15 protein-coding genes and 1 pseudogene are annotated in these 16453 nt (G+C 71.3%); 9 read left to right on the top strand and 7 right to left on the bottom strand.

Going from position 1 to position 16453, the window contains the following annotated elements:
• A complete protein-coding gene (locus ACIBJG_RS21590) occupies nucleotides 1-945 on the top strand; it encodes a phospholipid scramblase-related protein (protein WP_399309472.1) in 945 nt (314 codons plus the stop codon).
• Between the two features lie 85 nt (nucleotides 946-1030).
• Here ACIBJG_RS21590 and ACIBJG_RS21595 read toward each other — a convergent pair whose 3' ends face one another.
• The 3 genes from ACIBJG_RS21595 to ACIBJG_RS21605 all read right to left on the bottom strand — a co-directional run bounded on the left by ACIBJG_RS21595 (nucleotide 1031) and on the right by ACIBJG_RS21605 (nucleotide 4459).
• Complete coding sequence (locus ACIBJG_RS21595) at nucleotides 1031-1987, bottom strand: phosphotransferase family protein (RefSeq protein WP_399309474.1); 957 nt, start codon at nucleotides 1985-1987, stop codon at nucleotides 1031-1033.
• Nucleotides 1988-2109: 122 nt separating this feature from the next.
• On the bottom strand, nucleotides 2110-3627 hold the full coding sequence (gene tnpB / locus ACIBJG_RS21600) for an IS607 family element RNA-guided endonuclease TnpB (protein ID WP_399309476.1): 1518 nt from the start codon (nucleotides 3625-3627) through the stop codon (nucleotides 2110-2112).
• Nucleotides 3628-3694: 67 nt separating this feature from the next.
• Nucleotides 3695-4459: a VOC family protein gene (locus tag ACIBJG_RS21605; protein WP_399309477.1), complete on the bottom strand. Its 765-nt coding sequence runs from the start codon at nucleotides 4457-4459 to the stop codon at nucleotides 3695-3697.
• A 139-nt stretch (nucleotides 4460-4598) separates the two neighbouring features.
• Between ACIBJG_RS21605 and ACIBJG_RS21610 the strand changes: the two genes are divergently transcribed.
• From ACIBJG_RS21610 to ACIBJG_RS21645, 8 genes are all read left to right on the top strand, one after another.
• On the top strand, nucleotides 4599-6275 hold the full coding sequence (locus tag ACIBJG_RS21610) for an FUSC family protein (protein WP_399309479.1): 1677 nt from the start codon (nucleotides 4599-4601) through the stop codon (nucleotides 6273-6275).
• Nucleotides 6272-6778 carry a MarR family winged helix-turn-helix transcriptional regulator gene (locus tag ACIBJG_RS21615; RefSeq protein ID WP_399309480.1) on the top strand — a complete coding sequence of 169 codons (507 nt, stop codon included), beginning with the start codon at nucleotides 6272-6274 and terminating at the stop codon, nucleotides 6776-6778. The genes ACIBJG_RS21610 and ACIBJG_RS21615 overlap by 4 nt, the downstream gene beginning before the upstream one ends.
• Before the next feature lie 1058 nt (nucleotides 6779-7836).
• Nucleotides 7837-9441: an ATP-binding protein gene (locus tag ACIBJG_RS21620; RefSeq protein ID WP_399309481.1), complete on the top strand. Its 1605-nt coding sequence runs from the start codon at nucleotides 7837-7839 to the stop codon at nucleotides 9439-9441.
• Nucleotides 9438-9845 carry a roadblock/LC7 domain-containing protein gene (locus ACIBJG_RS21625; protein WP_024494673.1) on the top strand — a complete coding sequence of 136 codons (408 nt, stop codon included), beginning with the start codon at nucleotides 9438-9440 and terminating at the stop codon, nucleotides 9843-9845. Before ACIBJG_RS21620 ends, ACIBJG_RS21625 begins: the two co-directional genes overlap by 4 nt.
• The gene (locus ACIBJG_RS21630; RefSeq protein ID WP_399309483.1) at nucleotides 9842-10213 is read left to right on the top strand and encodes a DUF742 domain-containing protein; all 372 of its coding nucleotides are present in this window, start codon (nucleotides 9842-9844) and stop codon (nucleotides 10211-10213) included. The genes ACIBJG_RS21625 and ACIBJG_RS21630 overlap by 4 nt, the downstream gene beginning before the upstream one ends.
• Nucleotides 10194-10808: an ATP/GTP-binding protein gene (locus ACIBJG_RS21635; RefSeq protein ID WP_136324767.1), complete on the top strand. Its 615-nt coding sequence runs from the start codon at nucleotides 10194-10196 to the stop codon at nucleotides 10806-10808. Before ACIBJG_RS21630 ends, ACIBJG_RS21635 begins: the two co-directional genes overlap by 20 nt.
• A gap of 82 nt (nucleotides 10809-10890) precedes the next feature.
• Nucleotides 10891-12468: a cytochrome P450 gene (locus tag ACIBJG_RS21640; RefSeq protein ID WP_399309485.1), complete on the top strand. Its 1578-nt coding sequence runs from the start codon at nucleotides 10891-10893 to the stop codon at nucleotides 12466-12468.
• An 81-nt stretch (nucleotides 12469-12549) separates the two neighbouring features.
• Nucleotides 12550-13890, top strand: coding sequence for a 6-phospho-beta-glucosidase (locus tag ACIBJG_RS21645; RefSeq protein ID WP_399309487.1), 1341 nt, complete (start codon nucleotides 12550-12552; stop codon nucleotides 13888-13890).
• 43 nt (nucleotides 13891-13933) lie between these two features.
• Here the strand turns inward: ACIBJG_RS21645 and ACIBJG_RS21650 are convergent, their stop codons facing one another.
• The 4 genes and pseudogenes from ACIBJG_RS21650 to ACIBJG_RS21665 form a co-directional block, all read right to left on the bottom strand.
• Nucleotides 13934-14803 (bottom strand): hydroxyacid dehydrogenase, encoded by an 870-nt coding sequence (locus tag ACIBJG_RS21650; RefSeq protein WP_399309489.1) that lies wholly within the window; start codon nucleotides 14801-14803, stop codon nucleotides 13934-13936.
• Between the two features lie 261 nt (nucleotides 14804-15064).
• A pseudogene (locus ACIBJG_RS21655) lies at nucleotides 15065-15484 on the bottom strand (substrate-binding domain-containing protein); the annotation flags it as partial.
• Nucleotides 15485-15514: 30 nt separating this feature from the next.
• Nucleotides 15515-15958, bottom strand: a complete 444-nt coding sequence (locus ACIBJG_RS21660) for a hypothetical protein (RefSeq protein ID WP_399309491.1) — start codon at nucleotides 15956-15958, stop codon at nucleotides 15515-15517.
• Nucleotides 15952-16410 carry an ATP-binding protein gene (locus ACIBJG_RS21665; RefSeq protein WP_399309493.1) on the bottom strand — a complete coding sequence of 153 codons (459 nt, stop codon included), beginning with the start codon at nucleotides 16408-16410 and terminating at the stop codon, nucleotides 15952-15954. Before ACIBJG_RS21665 ends, ACIBJG_RS21660 begins: the two co-directional genes overlap by 7 nt.
• Between the last annotated feature and the right edge of the window lie 43 nt (nucleotides 16411-16453).

The following is a 16453-nucleotide window of genomic DNA, read 5'->3' on the forward strand; positions in this document are numbered from 1 at the left end:
GTGACAACGCACTCGAACGTATCTGCGGGCTGGTATCCGGATCCGCACGGCGCCCCCCAGCTGCTGCGCTACTGGGACGGTTCCCAGTGGACCGAGCACACCAGTCCGGCCGACGGCGGACAGCAGCAGGCCCAGGCGGCTGCGCAGTCCCCTGCCCAGGTGTCGCAGCAGCAGGCCCAGCCGCAGCAGGCCCCGCAGCAGCACCAGCCGCAGGCGGCCCCGCAGCAGCAGTATCAGCAGCAGGCGGCCCCGCAGCAGTACCACCAGCAGGCGGCCGCCCAGCAGCAGCCCGCCGCCGTGCCGCAGCAGGGCATGCACCAGCAGCAGGGCGGTGCCCCCGGCGCCGGCACGCTCTTCAACCAGCAGGTCCTGGTCGTGAACCAGAAGGCCAAGCTGATCGAGGTGACGAACGAGTACAGCGTCTTCGACCAGCACGGCAACACCATCGGATCGGTCATCCAGGTCGGCCAGAGCGCCATGCGCAAGGTGCTGCGTTTCGTGAGCAGCATCGACCAGTACCTGACCCACCGGCTCGAGATCCGCGACGCGTACGGTCAGCCGCAGCTGCTGCTGACCCGTCCGGCGAAGTTCATCAAGTCCAAGGTCATCGTGCAGCGCCCCGACGGACAGCCGGTCGGCGAGATCGTCCAGCAGAACGCCATCGGAAAGATCAACTTCGCGATCATGGTCGACGGCCAGAAGGTCGGCGCGATCAAGGCGGAGAACTGGCGCGCCTGGAACTTCGCGATCGTCGACCACAACGACGCCGAGATCGCCCGGATCACGAAGACCTGGGAAGGTCTCGCGAAGACGATGTTCACCACGGCGGACAACTACGTGCTGCAGATCCACTACCAGCTGCCCGAGCCGCTGCTGAGCCTCGTGGTGGCGACGGCGCTGACCGTGGACACGGCCCTCAAGCAGGACGCCCGCGGCCTCGGCTGAACCCGCAGTCCGCCTGCACGCCGCGTCACGGGGTGCAAGCGGCCCCCCGGCGGCTGAGGTCCGCCGTCCCGGGGCGCGGCGTGCCTCAGCCGTAGCGGAGGAACAGCTCCTGCACGTAGTCCTCCAGCCTTCGGGTCAGCAGTTCGGCCGTCAGATCGTCCCGTCCCAGTTCGCGCCAGGGGTCGGCCACCTTCTCGGCGTCGGGGGCGAAGGCGAGTGCGTCCAGCAGGCGCCAGTAGAGATGGTCACCGGGCTCCTCGGCCGGCAGGCCGCCCGCGGCGAGATAGGCGTCGGCGAACGCCATGCCGGAGGCGGCGCCATGGAGCAGGGCCAGTGCCGTCGAGCAGTGGGCCACGTCCAGGTCCGCCGGCCCCCAGGACGTCTCCACCCAGTCGACGACGCCGGTGATGCGCAGAGAGTCCCCCTCCCCGTCGAACAGCACGTTGCCGGGATGGAAATCCCGGTGGAGGAAGCGGGGCCGGTACTCCGGTGCGTCGCGGCGGATGACGTCGACGGCCCGCCGCCACAGCTCGGGCCGTCCGGTGGCCTCCGGCAGGCGCACCCGGTCAGGCGCGGTCCAGGCCTCATAGGTGCGGGGGCGGTTCTCCGCGCCGACCCGGACGCGGTGGATGCGGACCAGCTGGCCGGCCAGCAGCTCCGCCCGGGATCCGGCTCCCTCGTCGGACAGGCGCACACCTCCGGGCAGCAGGGACATCAGCAGCGACGGGTGATCGCAGTGCGCCGCCGTCGCGTCCACCCCGTGCAGCTCCGCCGCCGGTACGTCCGTACCGCCCAGCAGCGCCAGCACGTCGGCCTCACGGGTGAGCAGGCCCTCCGCATGCCGGACGAAGAACGGCTTGACGAAGGAGCGCAGCACCAACTGCCCGGTGGCGTCGCCGCCCGTGACACTCAGCCGTCGCATCTGCGAGGTCCAGCCTCCGCGCAGCCGCTCGGCGGCGACGACGCGCGCCCCTTCGGGCAGCCCGTTGTCCACCCAGGCGCGGGTGTTCGCCCATTCCTGGTGCCGGTCGTCCGCGCTCATGCCGTCCACCGCTGCCTCCCCTTGTCGTACGGGCAGGTTATCCAGCCGGGTGTTACCGTTGCTTTGGGTATCAGTAGATCTCAGCAATTCCGGCGTTTCTGCTGGAATGGTCCGTGACGGTGTCACCAGAGTGCGAGTTGTGTCCTGGTGTCCTGTTGACGGTCTCCCGTTTCTGTCCCGGCCCGGGGGCTGGGGATTGTGCCACCTGCCCGCCCCGCACACGCCGTGGGGCGTGGGCGGGTGGCGCGGGTCTTGCGGTCGGCTCCACGGGGCTTCGACCCCACCGCGGTGGGGTCCAGGTCTCCGGCCACTCCGGTACCTGTGAGACGGATACTGCGGGTGTTGTGGGTCGTTGCGAGGGCGAGCAGGTTGTGTCCCGCGTTCTCGTCCCGGTCCAGGACGAGCCCGCAGGTATCGCACTCGAAGACGCGCACGCTCAGGGGCAGTTTGGCTTTCACCGCACCACAGCGTGAGCACGTCTTCGACGAGGGAAACCACCGGTCGGCCACCATCAGGCGGGTGCCGTACCGACGGGTCTTGTACGTGAGCTGGCGGCGGATCTCGCCGAACGCGGCATCCGCGACCCGGCGGGAAAGCCGCCGGTTGCGGCCCATCCCGGCGACGTTGAGGTCCTCGACCACGATGGTGCCGTACTCGGCGGTGAGGCGGGTGGTCAGCTTGTGGAGGGTGTCCTCGCGCAGGTTCGCGACCCGGTGATGCACCTTGTTCCGGACCCGGTTCGCCTTCTCCCACCGGCGAGAGGGCCTGCGCCCCGTGCGCCGGTCGGGGCCCCGGCGGCGTGAGACGACACGACTGGCGCGGCGCAGTTGCTTCTGTGCCTGGTCGAGGTGGCGGGGGTTGGGTTCCTCGGTCACCTTCCCGTCGCTGTCGGCGAGGACCGCGAGGGTTTTGATGCCCAGGTCGATCCCGACAGCAGCATCGGGGCGGGCGACCTTCACCAGAGGTTGTTGTTCCTCGACCTGGAAGGCGACAAACCAGCGTCCCCGGTCCAGACGTACAGTCGCGGACAGAATCCGCATGCGCCCTGTGTCGACACGGGCGCGCAGGCCGGAGACGTCCTCGTGGAGGCGGACCGTTCCGATCCTGGGCAGGGTGACATGTCGGCCGTCCGCCTCGATACGGATCGTGCCGGTCGTGAACCGGCAGGCCGGACGCGCCTTCCGCTTCGACTTGAAGCGCGGGATGCCCACCTTCGCGCCCTTGCGTTTCCCGTTCTTGGATTGTGCGTAGTTGTCGAAGGCTGCGGACGCGTTGGCGAGGCCGGTGTTGTAGGCCTCCTTGGAGTTCTCCTCCCACCACCCCGCGAACCGCGGGTCGGCCCGCTTGGCCTCGTTGAACGCCTTCCGCAACGACGGCAGCGACCACGACCGCCACGCAGTCAGCTCATCCTCGGGAATGCCGTACGAGGCTTCGGCCCTGCGCTGCCCCCACACCGCCGTGACATACCTGACCGCCCAGTTGTACGCAGCCCGCGCCGCACCCGCATGCGAATGCAGACGACCCACGACCGTGGCATTCGGATCCAGGGCCAGCCTGTGCGCGGACACGGTGAAGCCCGGTCGCGGCGTGAACTTCTTCTTCACGCAGTCACCCCGCCGGGGCAGCGGCAACAGCTCCATAGCTTCACCACATCAGCATATTCACAGACAACACCGCACAACTACTGAAAGAAATGGGAACAGTTGTTTACCCCTCGTCCGCCGCCCGGTAGATGCCGAACGCGGCACCCTGCGGGTCGCGTACCACCGCGATCCTGCGGCCGCTCGCGATGTCCGTCGGGGGCATCAGCAGGTCACCGCCACCGCTCTGCGCGGTGGCCGCCGTCGCGTCGACGTCCGTGACGGCGACGTACGGCAGCCAGTGCGACGGCATGTCGGACGGGAAGTTCTCGTCCATCGCCAGCAGACCGCCGAAGTCCTTCCCGTCGATTCCCCACTGCGGGTACGTGTCCGAGGGGGTGACCGTCCAGCCGAGGACGCCGGGGTAGAAGGCGAGTGCCGGTTCCCTCTCGTGGGTGACGAGCTCCGTCCAGCCCAGTGCGCCCGGTTCGTTGAACAGGTCGGCACCCGCGAAGGCGCGGCCCTGCCACAGGGAGAACACCGCACCGGACGGGTCCGCGAGAACGGCGAACCTGCCCTCCTCGAAGACGTCCATCGGACCGACCAGCAGCGAGCCGCCCGCCGCCGTCGCCTTCCCGGCCGTCTCGTCCGCGTCCTCGACGGCGAACGAGACCGTCCAGGCGGGCGGCTGCCCGGGCTGGTAGACGGGGCTGAGTGCCGCTACCCGGTCGTCTCCCAGGTGTGCCGTGGTGTAGCCGCCCGCCTCCTCGCGCGGATCCGTCTCGCACCGCCAGCCGAAGAGGGCCGTGTAGAACGACTTGGCCGCCGGGACGTCGGAGGTGCTCAGCTCGATCCAGCAGGGACCGCCGGGCACCGGTGCGGTGAGCTTCATTCGGAATCCTCCGTGCGTGGGTGGATGTGCGCCGGGCTTCCTGGCACAGCTGCACGCTATGACCGTGAGCCGGGGCGGGCCATCGGGCACGCCCGCCGATGAAGTCGTTTACGGGTGTAATACCTGCTAAGGTGTTTGGGTGAGTAATACAAGCACCAGGTCCCGGCAGTCCTCCGTCCGCAGAATCCCGCTGGCGGCCCCGCTGCGCCTGGCCCGGCCCTCGGACATGTGGTTCAAGCCGGCGACCAGCGTGGTCGTGGCCACGGCGATCCCCAACCTGGTGCTCTACTCCCTGGACCGTCTCGACCTCGTGATGTACACGATGGCCGGCTCGCTCTGCGCGCTGTACGGCCACAACCTGCCGTACGCGCGCCGCGCCAGGACGGTCGTCGGCGTCGTCCTCGGGATGCTCGCGGGACTGGCCGTCGCCCTGGTCGCGGCCTCGCTGACCGGCTCGACCTCGGTCCTGATCGCCGTCGGCGCACTCCTGGCAGCCGGGCAGAAGCTGCTCTGCGACGCCACCCGCATCGGACCCCCCGGACCGGTGATCTTCACCTTCGTCAGCTCCGCCGCCCTGTTCGCCCCGCAGGAGATCGGCCAGGTGCCGGGTCACCTCGCCCTGACCCTCGGCGCGGGCGCGGTGTCCTGGCTCATCACCGTCGCCCCCGCGCTGGTCCGCAGGGAAGGACCCGAGCGCCGTGCCACGGCCCGCGCCCTGAACGCCGCGGCGGCCTACACCGCCGACCCCGGCCACCGCACCCGCCGCACCGCGGTCGCCGCCGTGCACGCCGCCTGGCAGACCCTCCTCGCCACCGGACGCCCCACCCCCGTACGCAGCGCACTCGAACGCCTCGTCGTCCACGCCGAAACCGCACTCGGCGCAGGTCCGGGAGACCACGCAGCCGACGCCGCCCGGCTCCGCGAGTGGGCCGGGCAGACCCGGTCGCGCGGGCCCGTCCCCACACCGGAACCCGCCCCCGGAACCGCCGCCGAACTCTTCGGCGTCGACGCCGAACGCAACGCCGGCAGCGGCGCCCTGCGTGCCCTGCTCCGGCGCCTCGCCCCCGGGTCCCCGCTGCTGCCCGTCGCCGCCCGCACACTCATCGGCTGCGCCCTGGCCGGGTACATCTGCTCGGCCGCCGGCGTCGGCCGCCCCTACTGGGCGATCGTGACCGCCGCCTCGCTCTACCAGGCCAACGTCACGCTCTCCTGGAACCGCACCCTGCAGCGCACCCTCGGCAACCTGCTCGGCGTCCTGGTCTTCGCCGCCGTGCTCCCGGCCGCCCGGATGGACCCGCTGGCCCTGATCGGCTTCTGCCTCCTCTTCGGATTCGCCGCCGAGGCCCTGATCACCCGTAACTACTGGCTCGGCTCCGTGGCCGTCACCCCGATGGCGCTGCTCGTCCTGGAGTACGCCGGCAGCCACCCCGCCGGTGAGCTCATCGGTGACCGGGTCCTGGACACCGTCATCGGCGCAGGTGTCGGGTTCCTCGCCGCGGTGCTCGTCACCAACCGCCGCGCCACCGGCCGCGTGGAGAAGGCCCTCGCCGACGCCGAGCAGGCCCGCGCCCACGCCGTGCAGACCCTGGCGGCAACCGCGCCCACGCCCGGCGCCCTGGACGCCGCCCGCCGCAGGCTCACCGGATCCCTGGTCGAACTGCGCGAGGCGGATGACACCGCGGCCGGCGAATGGTGGCAGCGCGCCCTGCCGCAGGAGGCGGTGCTCGCGGCCGAGCAGGCCGGACACCGTACGCTCGCGGCGACAGCGACACGGCAGGGGATGATCGCCCCGGCCCAGGAGAACGGAGCGGTGTGACCGACGACATCGTCGCCTCGGTGGTACGGCAGTGGCAGGCCGTGAACCCGGAACTCGACACCGGTCCGATGGAACTCATCGGCCGCATCAACCGCTGCTCCGCCCTGCTCCAGCAGGCCGAGGACGCGCCGCTGCGGGGCGCCGGACTGACCCGCGCCGAGTTCGACCTGCTGGGCGCCGTGCGACGTACCGACCGGGAACTCACCCCGGGCGAACTGGCCAGGGAGACGTTCTCCTCCGGCGCCGCGGTCACCAAACGGCTCCGGGTCCTCCAGGAGCGCGGTCTGATCGACCGCCGCAGCGACGCCCGGGACCGCCGGGTCGCGCACGTCGGTCTCACCGACGAGGGGCGGGAGCTGGTCGACGGACTGCTGCCGCAGCAGCTCGCGTACGAACGCGCGGTGCTCTCCGGCCTCGACGCGGAGTCCCGCGACCGGCTCAGCGCCCAGCTCAGCGAGCTGCTGGTCCAGCTGGAGGGCCGCCTCGGCGGCGCCCGCCGCTGACCTCGGAGCACTTCACCGACGCGACGCTCAAGCGCGGCGCCGTCGCCGCGGCCGGCCGGTGCGCACGCGGCCAGGGCCGGCCGGTCGCGCCAGGTGGAACCGGCCGGCGGTACGGCGACCGCGTTCATGCCCGGCGCCGGACTCGCCGCGGCTGAGCGCGTATCCGCGCTCGCGGATCCCGGCCGGCTCGGCGAGGAGGTCCGGCCGGGAGGCCGGCGTGTCGGGCGGGACCGCGTCCAGCCGCTCCTGCGGACAGCGGACAGCAGATAGCGGCTAGAGGGCGCAGATCTGTTCCGTGGTCATCCTGGAGAGCAGCGGCTTCCCGCCCGCCGTGGAGTGCGCGGGGCGGATGCGGCTCCGCTCCGGCATCACCCGTACCGGGTGGCCCGGCAGCACCAGTTCGGGACGGCCGGGTACCGCTTCTGAGGGCTGTGCAGGAGTAGGTCTGCGCGGCCGCACGCCCCGAAGGGTCTTGGGCGCACTGGTCCCCGGCGTACTCAACCCCGGGGTGGCCACACGGATCCTGTCCGTGGTCCGGTCCCGGGAGGCCGGTTCCCCCACGGCCGGGCCAAGTGGGTACGGCCAGGGGCGACGGGGAGGCCCCGAACCGTCTCGCTGGTGGAGCAGGGGCACCCACGCTGACACCGCACCCGCTGTCCCAGGTCGCACGATCACGTTACGCCGACCGGCCCAAGGCATCGCAAGCACACAGCCCGACCATCACCCCATCGAGCTAAAGCGACCTTGTGCGCACTCTTCAGCAAGCAGTGGCCAACCCCCGTCCCCCGCCCCCGGGCCCGTGGGTGATTCCTCCGGATCCCCCTCGCCCCGTCACTCCCCGCACACGCCTGTTGGCGGTGTGTGCAAAAACTCGTGAGTGTATTACCGCAGGAGCGCTCGCGCAGGGGGTTGGGCGAATGTGCCGAAGCACTGTTTCGATCTGACTAAGCTCACGCGCAGTGAAGTCGAGTTGATATGAATTCGAGCGCTTGTTCCCTACTGCCCTGCAAGCGCCGTACCTCCTGATTACCTCCCGAATCAACCGCCAGAGGTTTTAGATGGTTCGTGTTGAATCACCACCGATCGACCGAGAAACACCCGTCGTCCGCGCCGTGTTGCTGCCCGTCGTCGTGATGGCCGGCGCAACTGCGGCCGCCGTGGCGCTGGTTGCCGAGGCCGCGCGGATACCAGTCGTCTGGTGCGGCGTCTTCGCCACCGTCGTGGTCGCCGTGCTCACCGCCGAACTCGCCCGCCGCTCCCGTACGAACCGTCGGCAGCGCGCCCACTACGAGCAGCGCGTCACCTCGCTGGAGCGGCGTCTCGCCAACCACGACGAAGAGACCGTACGGATCAGCAAGGAGCTTCTTCCCGCCGCGATCCACCGGCTGCGCGTGGGCAATTCGCCGGACGAGGTGCTGCGCGACGTCGTCGACGGCGACGAGGTCTACCGCCACCTCCCCGACGCCCAGCGCTCGCTCGTCTACACCGTGCTGGACATCATCGACAACGAGGAGGCGACGCGTGACTCCGCGCAGCGCGCCTTCGTCAACGTCGCCCGCCGTGTCCAGGCGATCGTCCACCGGCAGGCCAGTGAACTGCGGGAGATGGAGGAGCACCACGGGCGCAACCCCGACGTCTTCGACGACCTCCTCCGCATCGACCACGGCACCGCGCTGATCGGCCGGCTCGCCGACTCCATCGCCGTGCTCGGCGGCGCCCGCCCCAGCCGTCAGTGGCCCAAGCCCGTACCGCTGTTCAGCGTGCTGCGCGGCGCCATGTCGCGCATCCTGGAGTACCCGCGCGTCGATCTGCACTCGATCGCCAAGGTCGCCATCATCGGCACCGCGGTCGAACCGCTCATCCACGCCTGCGCCGAACTCCTCGACAACGCCACCCGGTACTCGCCGCCGCAGACCCGCGTGCACGTCACCGCCGTCGAGGTCCAGACCGGTATCGCCATCGAGATCGAGGACGGCGGCGTCAGTCTCAGCGAGGAGGCCCGCGCCCGGGCCGAGAACATGCTCGCCAGGGCCCAGGCCGGCTCCAGCATGAACGACCTCGGCGAGTCCCCGCGCCTCGGCATGGCGGTCGTCGGCCGGCTGTCGCGGATGTACGACCTCCAGGTCTCGCTGCGGCAGTCCGCGTACGGCGGTGTCCGTGCTGTGCTCATCGTGCCCCGCGCCATGATCACCACCGGCCCCGCTCCCGGTATCGCCCACGGCATCGGCGCCACGTCGCGGCCCACCAGCGACATCGACCTCGCCGACATGAAGCACGTCGTCCCGGCCCGCAGCGCCCACCGCAAGCCGCGGCCCGTCGCCACCCGCCCGGCCACCGGACCCGTCGCACCCGAGACCCGCCCCGTCACCCCGGCCGTCGCCATGGAGGACGAGGTCCCGGTGGTGACCGAATGGACCTCGGGCGGACTCCCGCAGCGCCGCAGCCGCGGCCGCGCGCCGCTGGGCTCGCACAACCTCCCCGCCCAGTCCACCGACCCCGCCGGCGGACGGAGCAACGGCCACGGAAACGGCTCGTCCAACGGCAAGGAGCCGCCTCCCGGAATCTGGCTGGAGGCGTTCACCAAGGCCGCCAACGGCGTGCCCCAGGAGCCCAGGGCTGACGAAGACTCTGACGACGCGTGGGACAAGGGAGACCTGAAGTGATCCAGCAGCGGGGCAACATGGACTGGATGCTCAAAGAGCTCGCCGACGACGTCCCCGACATCCACCAGATCGTCGTGCTCTCCGCGGACGGCCTGCGCATCGCCCGGCACGGCGGCGACCCCGATGTCGCCGACCGGCTCGCGGCGGCCTGCGCCGGGCTGCAGAGCCTGGCCGCCGCGGTCGCCTCGGAAATCCCGTACAGCGACGGCAGAATGCGGCTCGTCGTCATCGAGGTGACCGGCGGCTTCTTCTACCTGATGGCTGCCGGCGCCGGCGCGTACCTCGCGGTACTCGCCGGTGAGACGGTCGACGCGGGACTCGTCGGATCGCGGATGCGCGACATGGTCGTACGGATCGGCGCCCACCTCACGAGCCCGCCCCGACACGACGGGCAGGCCGGATGAGTTCTTCCCGACGAGAACGCCGCAAGGCCGATCCGGCACTGAGCGATCCGGAACGGCTCTACGTCATCACCGGCGATCCCGACGGCAGCGAGCGGGCAGCGCTCGACCTGGTCACGATGGTGGTTGCGAAGTCGCAGCCCACACCTACGGTCCAGCCCGAGCAGGCCGTGATCCTGCGGCTCTGCCAGGCACCGTTATCCGTCGCCGAGATCTCCGCCTACCTCAGCCTGCCCTTCAGCGTGGTGACGTCGCTCCTCACCGAACTCCTCGCCACGGAACTGATCGAATCGCGCGCCCCGATCGTCCGCGCGACCCTCCCGGACAGGTCCCTCCTCGAAGCGGTGATGCATGGACTTCAGAAACTCTGACACGATCACGGGCCCCCGGAGCGAGGACGTCCTCCCCACCACGGCCACCGCCGCGGTGAAGGTCGTGATCGTCGGAGGGTTCGGGGTCGGCAAGACGACCATGGTCGGCTCGGTCAGCGAGATCCGGCCGCTGACCACCGAAGAGACCATGACCCAGGCCGGCGTCGGCGTGGACGACAACTTCGGGGTGGAGAGCAAGACCGCCACCACCGTCGCCATGGACTTCGGGCGGATCAGCATCAGCGAGGAGCTGATCCTCTACCTGTTCGGCACCCCGGGCCAGGAGCGCTTCTGGTTCCTGTGGAACGGACTGTTCGAGGGCGCACTCGGCGCCGTCGTGCTCATCGACACGCGCCGGCTCGAAGTCAGCTTCGACGTCATCGGGCGGCTGGAGGAGCGCGGCGTGCCCTTCGTCGTCGCCGTCAACACCTTCCCCGACGCGCCGAAACACCCCGTCGAGGCGCTGCGCAGCGCCCTGGACCTGCCGGACGAGGTCCCGATGATCGACTGCGACGCCCGGCTGCGCGCCTCCAGCCGCGATGTGCTGATGACCCTCATGCGCTATCTGCACAGCCTGGCCGTCCCACTCGGCTGACGTCGCCCGTACCCGATCCGCGCGCGCCCCCACCGCGCACCTCATCCGTCCGGCCCTTGGCAGCCTGATCACTGGAGCGATCGTGACATCCCCATTCCATGACGAACCCGGCGAGGCCACGGGGCCGGTTCCGCCCCCCGGGTGCCCGGCCCACGGCCTCGGTATCGGCCCCGGCGGCGTGCGTCGCCTCTACGGCCCCGAGGCGGAACAGGACCCCCGCGGCCTGTACGACAAACTGCGCGCCGAACACGGCTCGGTGGCGCCCGTGCTGCTGCACGGAGACGTACCCGCCTGGCTGGTCCTCGGGCACAGCGAGAACCTGCACATGACCCGGACGCCCTCGCAGTTCTCCCGGGACTCGCGCCGCTGGCGGGCCCTGCAGGACGGCAGCGTCGCGCCGGACCACCCCCTGGCGCCCATCTTCACCTGGCAGCCGATCTGCGTCTTCGCCGACGGTGCCACCCATGAGCGCCAGCGTGGCGCCGTCACCGACTCCGTGGGCCGGATCGACACCCGCGGCGTGCGCCGCCACGTCAACCGCTACAGCAACCGGCTCGTCAACGACTTCTGCCGGGAGGGCCGCACCGACCTGGTCAGCTCCTTCGCCGAACGGCTGCCGATGATGGTGATGTGCGCGATCCTCGGCATGCCGGAGGAGTACAACGACCGGATGGTGCAGGCCGCCCGCGACATGATCCGGGGCACCGCGACGGCCGTCCAGAGCAACGCCTACGTGCTGGCGGCACTGAACCGCCTGGTCGAGCGCCGCCGCCGCGAACCCGCGGACGACTTCGCCACCTGGCTCGTCGAGCACCCGGCCGACATGACCGACCAGGAGGTGGCCGAACATCTGCGGCTCATCCTGATCGCGTCCTACGAGGCCACCACCAACCTGATCGCCAACGTGCTCCGCATGGTGCTCACCGATCCGCGCTTCCGGGCCCGGCTCAGCGGCGGGCACATGACCGTCCCCGAGGCGGTCGAGCAGACCCTGTGGGACGAGCCACCGTTCACCGGGGTCTTCGGCCGCTGGGCGGTTGGCGACACGGAACTGGGCGGACAGCGCATCAGGGCGGGCGACGCCCTGATCGTCGGCATCGCCCCGGCCAACACCGACCCGGTGGTCCGGCCCGACCTCGACGCCAACATGGAGGGCAACCGCGCCCACCTCGCGTTCAGCGGCGGACCCCACGAATGCCCGGGTCAGGACATCGGGCGTGCCATCGCGGACGTGGGCGTGGACGCCCTGCTGATGCGCCTGCCCGACCTCGAACTCGCCGTCGAGGAGAGCGAACTGCGGTGGGTCGGCAACATCATGAGCCGCTACTTGGTGGAACTCCCCGCCGAGTTCGCGCCCCGCTCCCCGCAGGATGACCGGGAAGCCCCGTCGATGGGCAAGCCGAACCCCACCCGTCAGGACTGGGAGGTGCAGTCCGCGGTACGGCACATGGCGCCGACCCCGGTCCGTGCCACCATCCCCTCGGAACCGGCCGGCGCGACGGCCGGCACAGGACCGGCGGGAGTGACCGTCGCCGTCGACGGATCCGTCGACGGACGGGCCGACGGGGGCTCCGCCGCCGGGATGATCCCCCAGCAGCGCAGGCCCGCGGCCCCGGCCAGGCTGTGGCGCGTCGTGACCCGCTGGTGGAACGGGTACTGACCGCAGGCGGCGGGCGCGGGCGCTCCGGCACCGGCCGGTCGTCCGCGCCCCGTTCCGCCACCCCACGTACCATGCGGAAGCGTGAAGCTGACAATTCTGGGCGGCGGCGGATTCCGGGTTCCACTCGTGTACGGGGCGCTGCTCGCCGACCACGCCGAGGGCCGCGTCTCGGCCGTCACCCTCTACGACACCGACGTCGACCGGCTCACCGCCATGGCCCGGGTCCTCACCGAACAGGCCGCGGGAATCCCGGACGCGCCCACCGTCGTCGCCACCACCGAACTGGACGAGGCACTGCGCGGCGCCGACTTCGTCTTCTCCGCGATCCGGGTCGGCGGCCTCGCAGGCCGGGCGGCCGACGAACGGGTCGCACTCGACGAAGGCGTCCTCGGCCAGGAGACGGTCGGCGCCGGCGGCATCGCGTACGGGCTGCGCACCGTGCCGGTCGCCGTCGATCTGGCCCGGCGCATCGCCCGGCTCGCCCCGCGCGCCTGGGTCATCAACTTCACGAACCCCGCAGGCCTGGTCACCGAGGCCATGTCCCGCGACCTCGGCGACCGGGTCATCGGGATCTGCGACTCACCCGTCGGCCTCGGCCGCCGCATCGCCCGCGTGCTCGGTGCCGACCCGGACCGGGCCCGGATCGACTACGTCGGCCTCAACCACCTCGGCTGGGTGCGCGGGCTGTACGTCGACGGCCGCGACGAACTCCCGCGCCTGCTCGCCGACCCGGAGCTGCTCGGGTCGTTCGAGGAGGGCCGGCTCTTCGGCGCCGACTGGCTGCGCTCCCTGGGCGCGATCCCCAACGAATACCTGCACTACTACTACTTCAACCGGGAGGCGGTCCGCGCCTACCAGGACGCAGAGCAGACCCGCGGTGCCTTCCTCCGTGAACAGCAGGAGGGCTTCTACGGCCGGATGAAGGACCCGACCACGCCGGCCCTGGCCACGTGGGACCGCACCCGCGCCGAGCGCGAGGCGACGTACATGTCGGAGAACCGGGATGTCGCGGGGGCGGGGGAGCGGGACGAGAGCGATCTGGACTCCGGTGGCTACGAGCAGGTCGCGCTCGCCCTCATGCGGGCCGTCGCCCGCAACGAACAGACATCCCTGATCCTGAACGTCCGCAACCGCACCACCCTCTCCGTGCTCGACGCGGACGCCGTCATCGAGGCGCCGTGCCTCGTCGACGCGAACGGCGCCCGCCCCGTCGCCGTCGACCCGCTCCCGTACCACGCCGTCGGCCTGGTCACCGCCGTGAAGGCCGTCGAACGCGCGGTGCTCGACGCGGCAACGACCGGCTCACGCGCCGACGCCGTCCGCGCCTTCGCGCTGCATCCGCTGGTGGACTCGGTCTCGGTGGCGCGCCGGCTGGTCGACGGCTACACGAAGGTCCATCCGGGGCTCTCGTATCTGAGCTAGGACATGCGGCGTGACCGGGGTCCGGGACGGGTGAAGGATCAGGTCACCCGCTGCGCGCAAGGTCTTCCCTGTGCACGGCGCGGGCGAACGGCACCCCGGTGACCAGGCGTTCCACCTCGTCCACCGCCGCGCTGCCCAGCCGCTGGAGCTCATTGCCGAGCGAGCCCGCCAGATGCGGGGTCAGAAAGGCGCCCGGCAGGTTCAGCAGCGGGGCATCCGGCGGCAGCGGTTCAGGATCGGTGACATCGAGTACGGCGGTGATCCGGCCGCTCGCCACCTCCTCCGTCAGCGCGGCCGTGTCGATCAGCGTCCCCCGCGCGGTGTTGATGAGCACCGCCCCGTCCGGCAGCAGCGCGAGCCGGCCGCGGCCGAGCAGGTGATGGGTCTCGGGAACGGCCGGGGCGTGCAGGCTGACCACCTTGCATCCGGCGAGGAGTTCGTCGAGGCCGGAAAGGCGTACCCCGAGGGAATGTGCGGCCGCCTCGTCGACGTACGGATCACTGAGCCACACCTCCAGATCGAACGGGCGCAACAGTTCGATCACCCGGCGGCCGATGCGTGAGGCTCCGATGACGCCGACCCGGCGCCTGAAGTTGCCGATCCCGGTGCCGAGGTCGAAGGGGGAGAGCGCACCGCGTTCCGACCGCATCCGTTCCCGGGCGGCGAACACCCCCTTGCCGGCGAACAGGACGGCCGCCAGGGTGAACTCGGCGACCGGCACCCCGTTGGTGTCCGCGCCCGAGGAGACGGTGATGCCCCGCTCCCAGCAGGCTTCCGTCACCAGCGACTTGACGCTTCCGGCGGAGTGCACGACGGCCCGCAGCCTCGGTGCGGCGGCCAGCACGGACGCGTCGACCGGCGGGCAGCCCCAGCCGGTCACCAGCACCTCGGCGCGGGCCAGCGCCGCCCGCACCGCCGTGTCCGCCGGATCGTCGAACCGCTCGGCGATCAGCGGCCGCCCGGCATCGATGTCGACGAGCCGGGCCAGCCGGGCCAGTACTTCCGGAGGGAAGAGCTCCGGTGCGTGGCGCGGTCGAGGGCGAGAAGCGCAGAGGGACGGGCATGCGCCACGGGGGTGCTCCGATCGGCAGGAGTCCGGCTGATCACCACATGATCACCGGTAGATGAGGCGACTATTTCGAAAATCTGCGAAAACGCAAGCCTGTCGAGCCGGCTACCCCTCGGTTCCCGCGCCGGCTTCCGCCGCGCCCGGCGGGCACGTGCTCTCCCGCACGACCAGTTCCGTGGCGACCTCGACCCTGGTCGTCTCCGGCTGCTCCCCGGCGATCAGCTGCAGCACCATCCGGGCGGCCAGTGCGGTCATCTCGGCGAGCGGCGTGCGGACCGTCGTCAGGCGCGGGGTCACCCAGTCCGCGAACGGCAGGTCGTCGAAGCCGACCACACTCAGGTCCTCCGGTACCCGCAGGCCGAGCGAGGCGGCGGCCCGGTAGGTGCCCAGCGCCTGATGGTCGCTCCCGGCGAAGACCGCGGTCGGCCGGTCCGGGAGTCGCAGCAGGTCAAGGGCGTGCTGGTGGGCCAGGCCATGGGTGAAGTCGCCGTAGCGCACCAGTTCCTCGTCGAAGGGCAGCCCCGCCTCCGCCCCACCCGCGCACACGGGATCGGATCAGGGAGCGGAGACCACGCGAGGTCCCCCCGCGGGCGCCCACGAAGGTGTCACGCCCGTCACCTGGCAGACCATCAGGAACAGGGGAATGGGCGGGGTGTACGGCGTATGGCTGTCGGGCTGGTGGATCAGCCGGGGCCGCACGGCGGGGACGCACGCCCCTCGCGCGTACGCGGCCTGCGCGGGCCAGTCCAGATCGAGGTCGGAGCCGGACGGCACGATCCACCACCAGCGGTCCGCGTCCGCGAAGACGCAGCCCGTACGCGGCAGATGAGACATCAGCCGGAAGCCGTAGCGCGCGGGCACCCCCACCGCGTCACAGCCCAGGCTCGCCGAGAGGGCCGCAGGCAGTGGCAGTTGCACCATGCCACCGCCGCCCGGGGCGCAGCCGGGTTCGCGGGAGCGCCTGGCTCCGAGCAGATGGGACATGGCGTTCTTCAGCATGAGTGCTCCGAGCCGTGCGGCAGTTCCGCCCAGACGATGCGGCCCGAGCCGTTCCCGGCGTCGCGGGACCCCCAGGCGCTGCACATCGCGTCGACGAGCAGCAGGCCGCGTCCGTGCTCGTCGTCGGCGCCGGCGCCGAGGCGCGGCCCGCCGGGCTGGTGTCCTTGGTCCTGTACGGCTATGCGCAGCCGGGTGTCGAGGCAGCGCAACTCGCACACGACGCGCGCGCTGGCGGTGTGCACCACCGCGTTGGTGACCAGTTCGGACACGATGAGGACCGCCGCGTCGTAGGCGTCGTCGTCCAGCCGCCACTCGTCCAGCCGGGCGCGTGTCAGCCGCCGGGCGCCGGCGACCGACTCGGGTTGCGCGGGCAGCGCGAAGCAGTACCGGAGCGCTTCGGTCCCGGGGCTGAGGTCCATGAGCCGGGGGATGAGCGCACTGCCAGGTGCCACGACCGAATCCTCACAGTGGGGGCTGTGTCACGCTTCGCGATCT

Source organism: Streptomyces sp. NPDC050422, assembly GCF_044458665.1.
Taxonomy (GTDB): Bacteria; Actinomycetota; Actinomycetes; order Streptomycetales; family Streptomycetaceae; genus Streptomyces.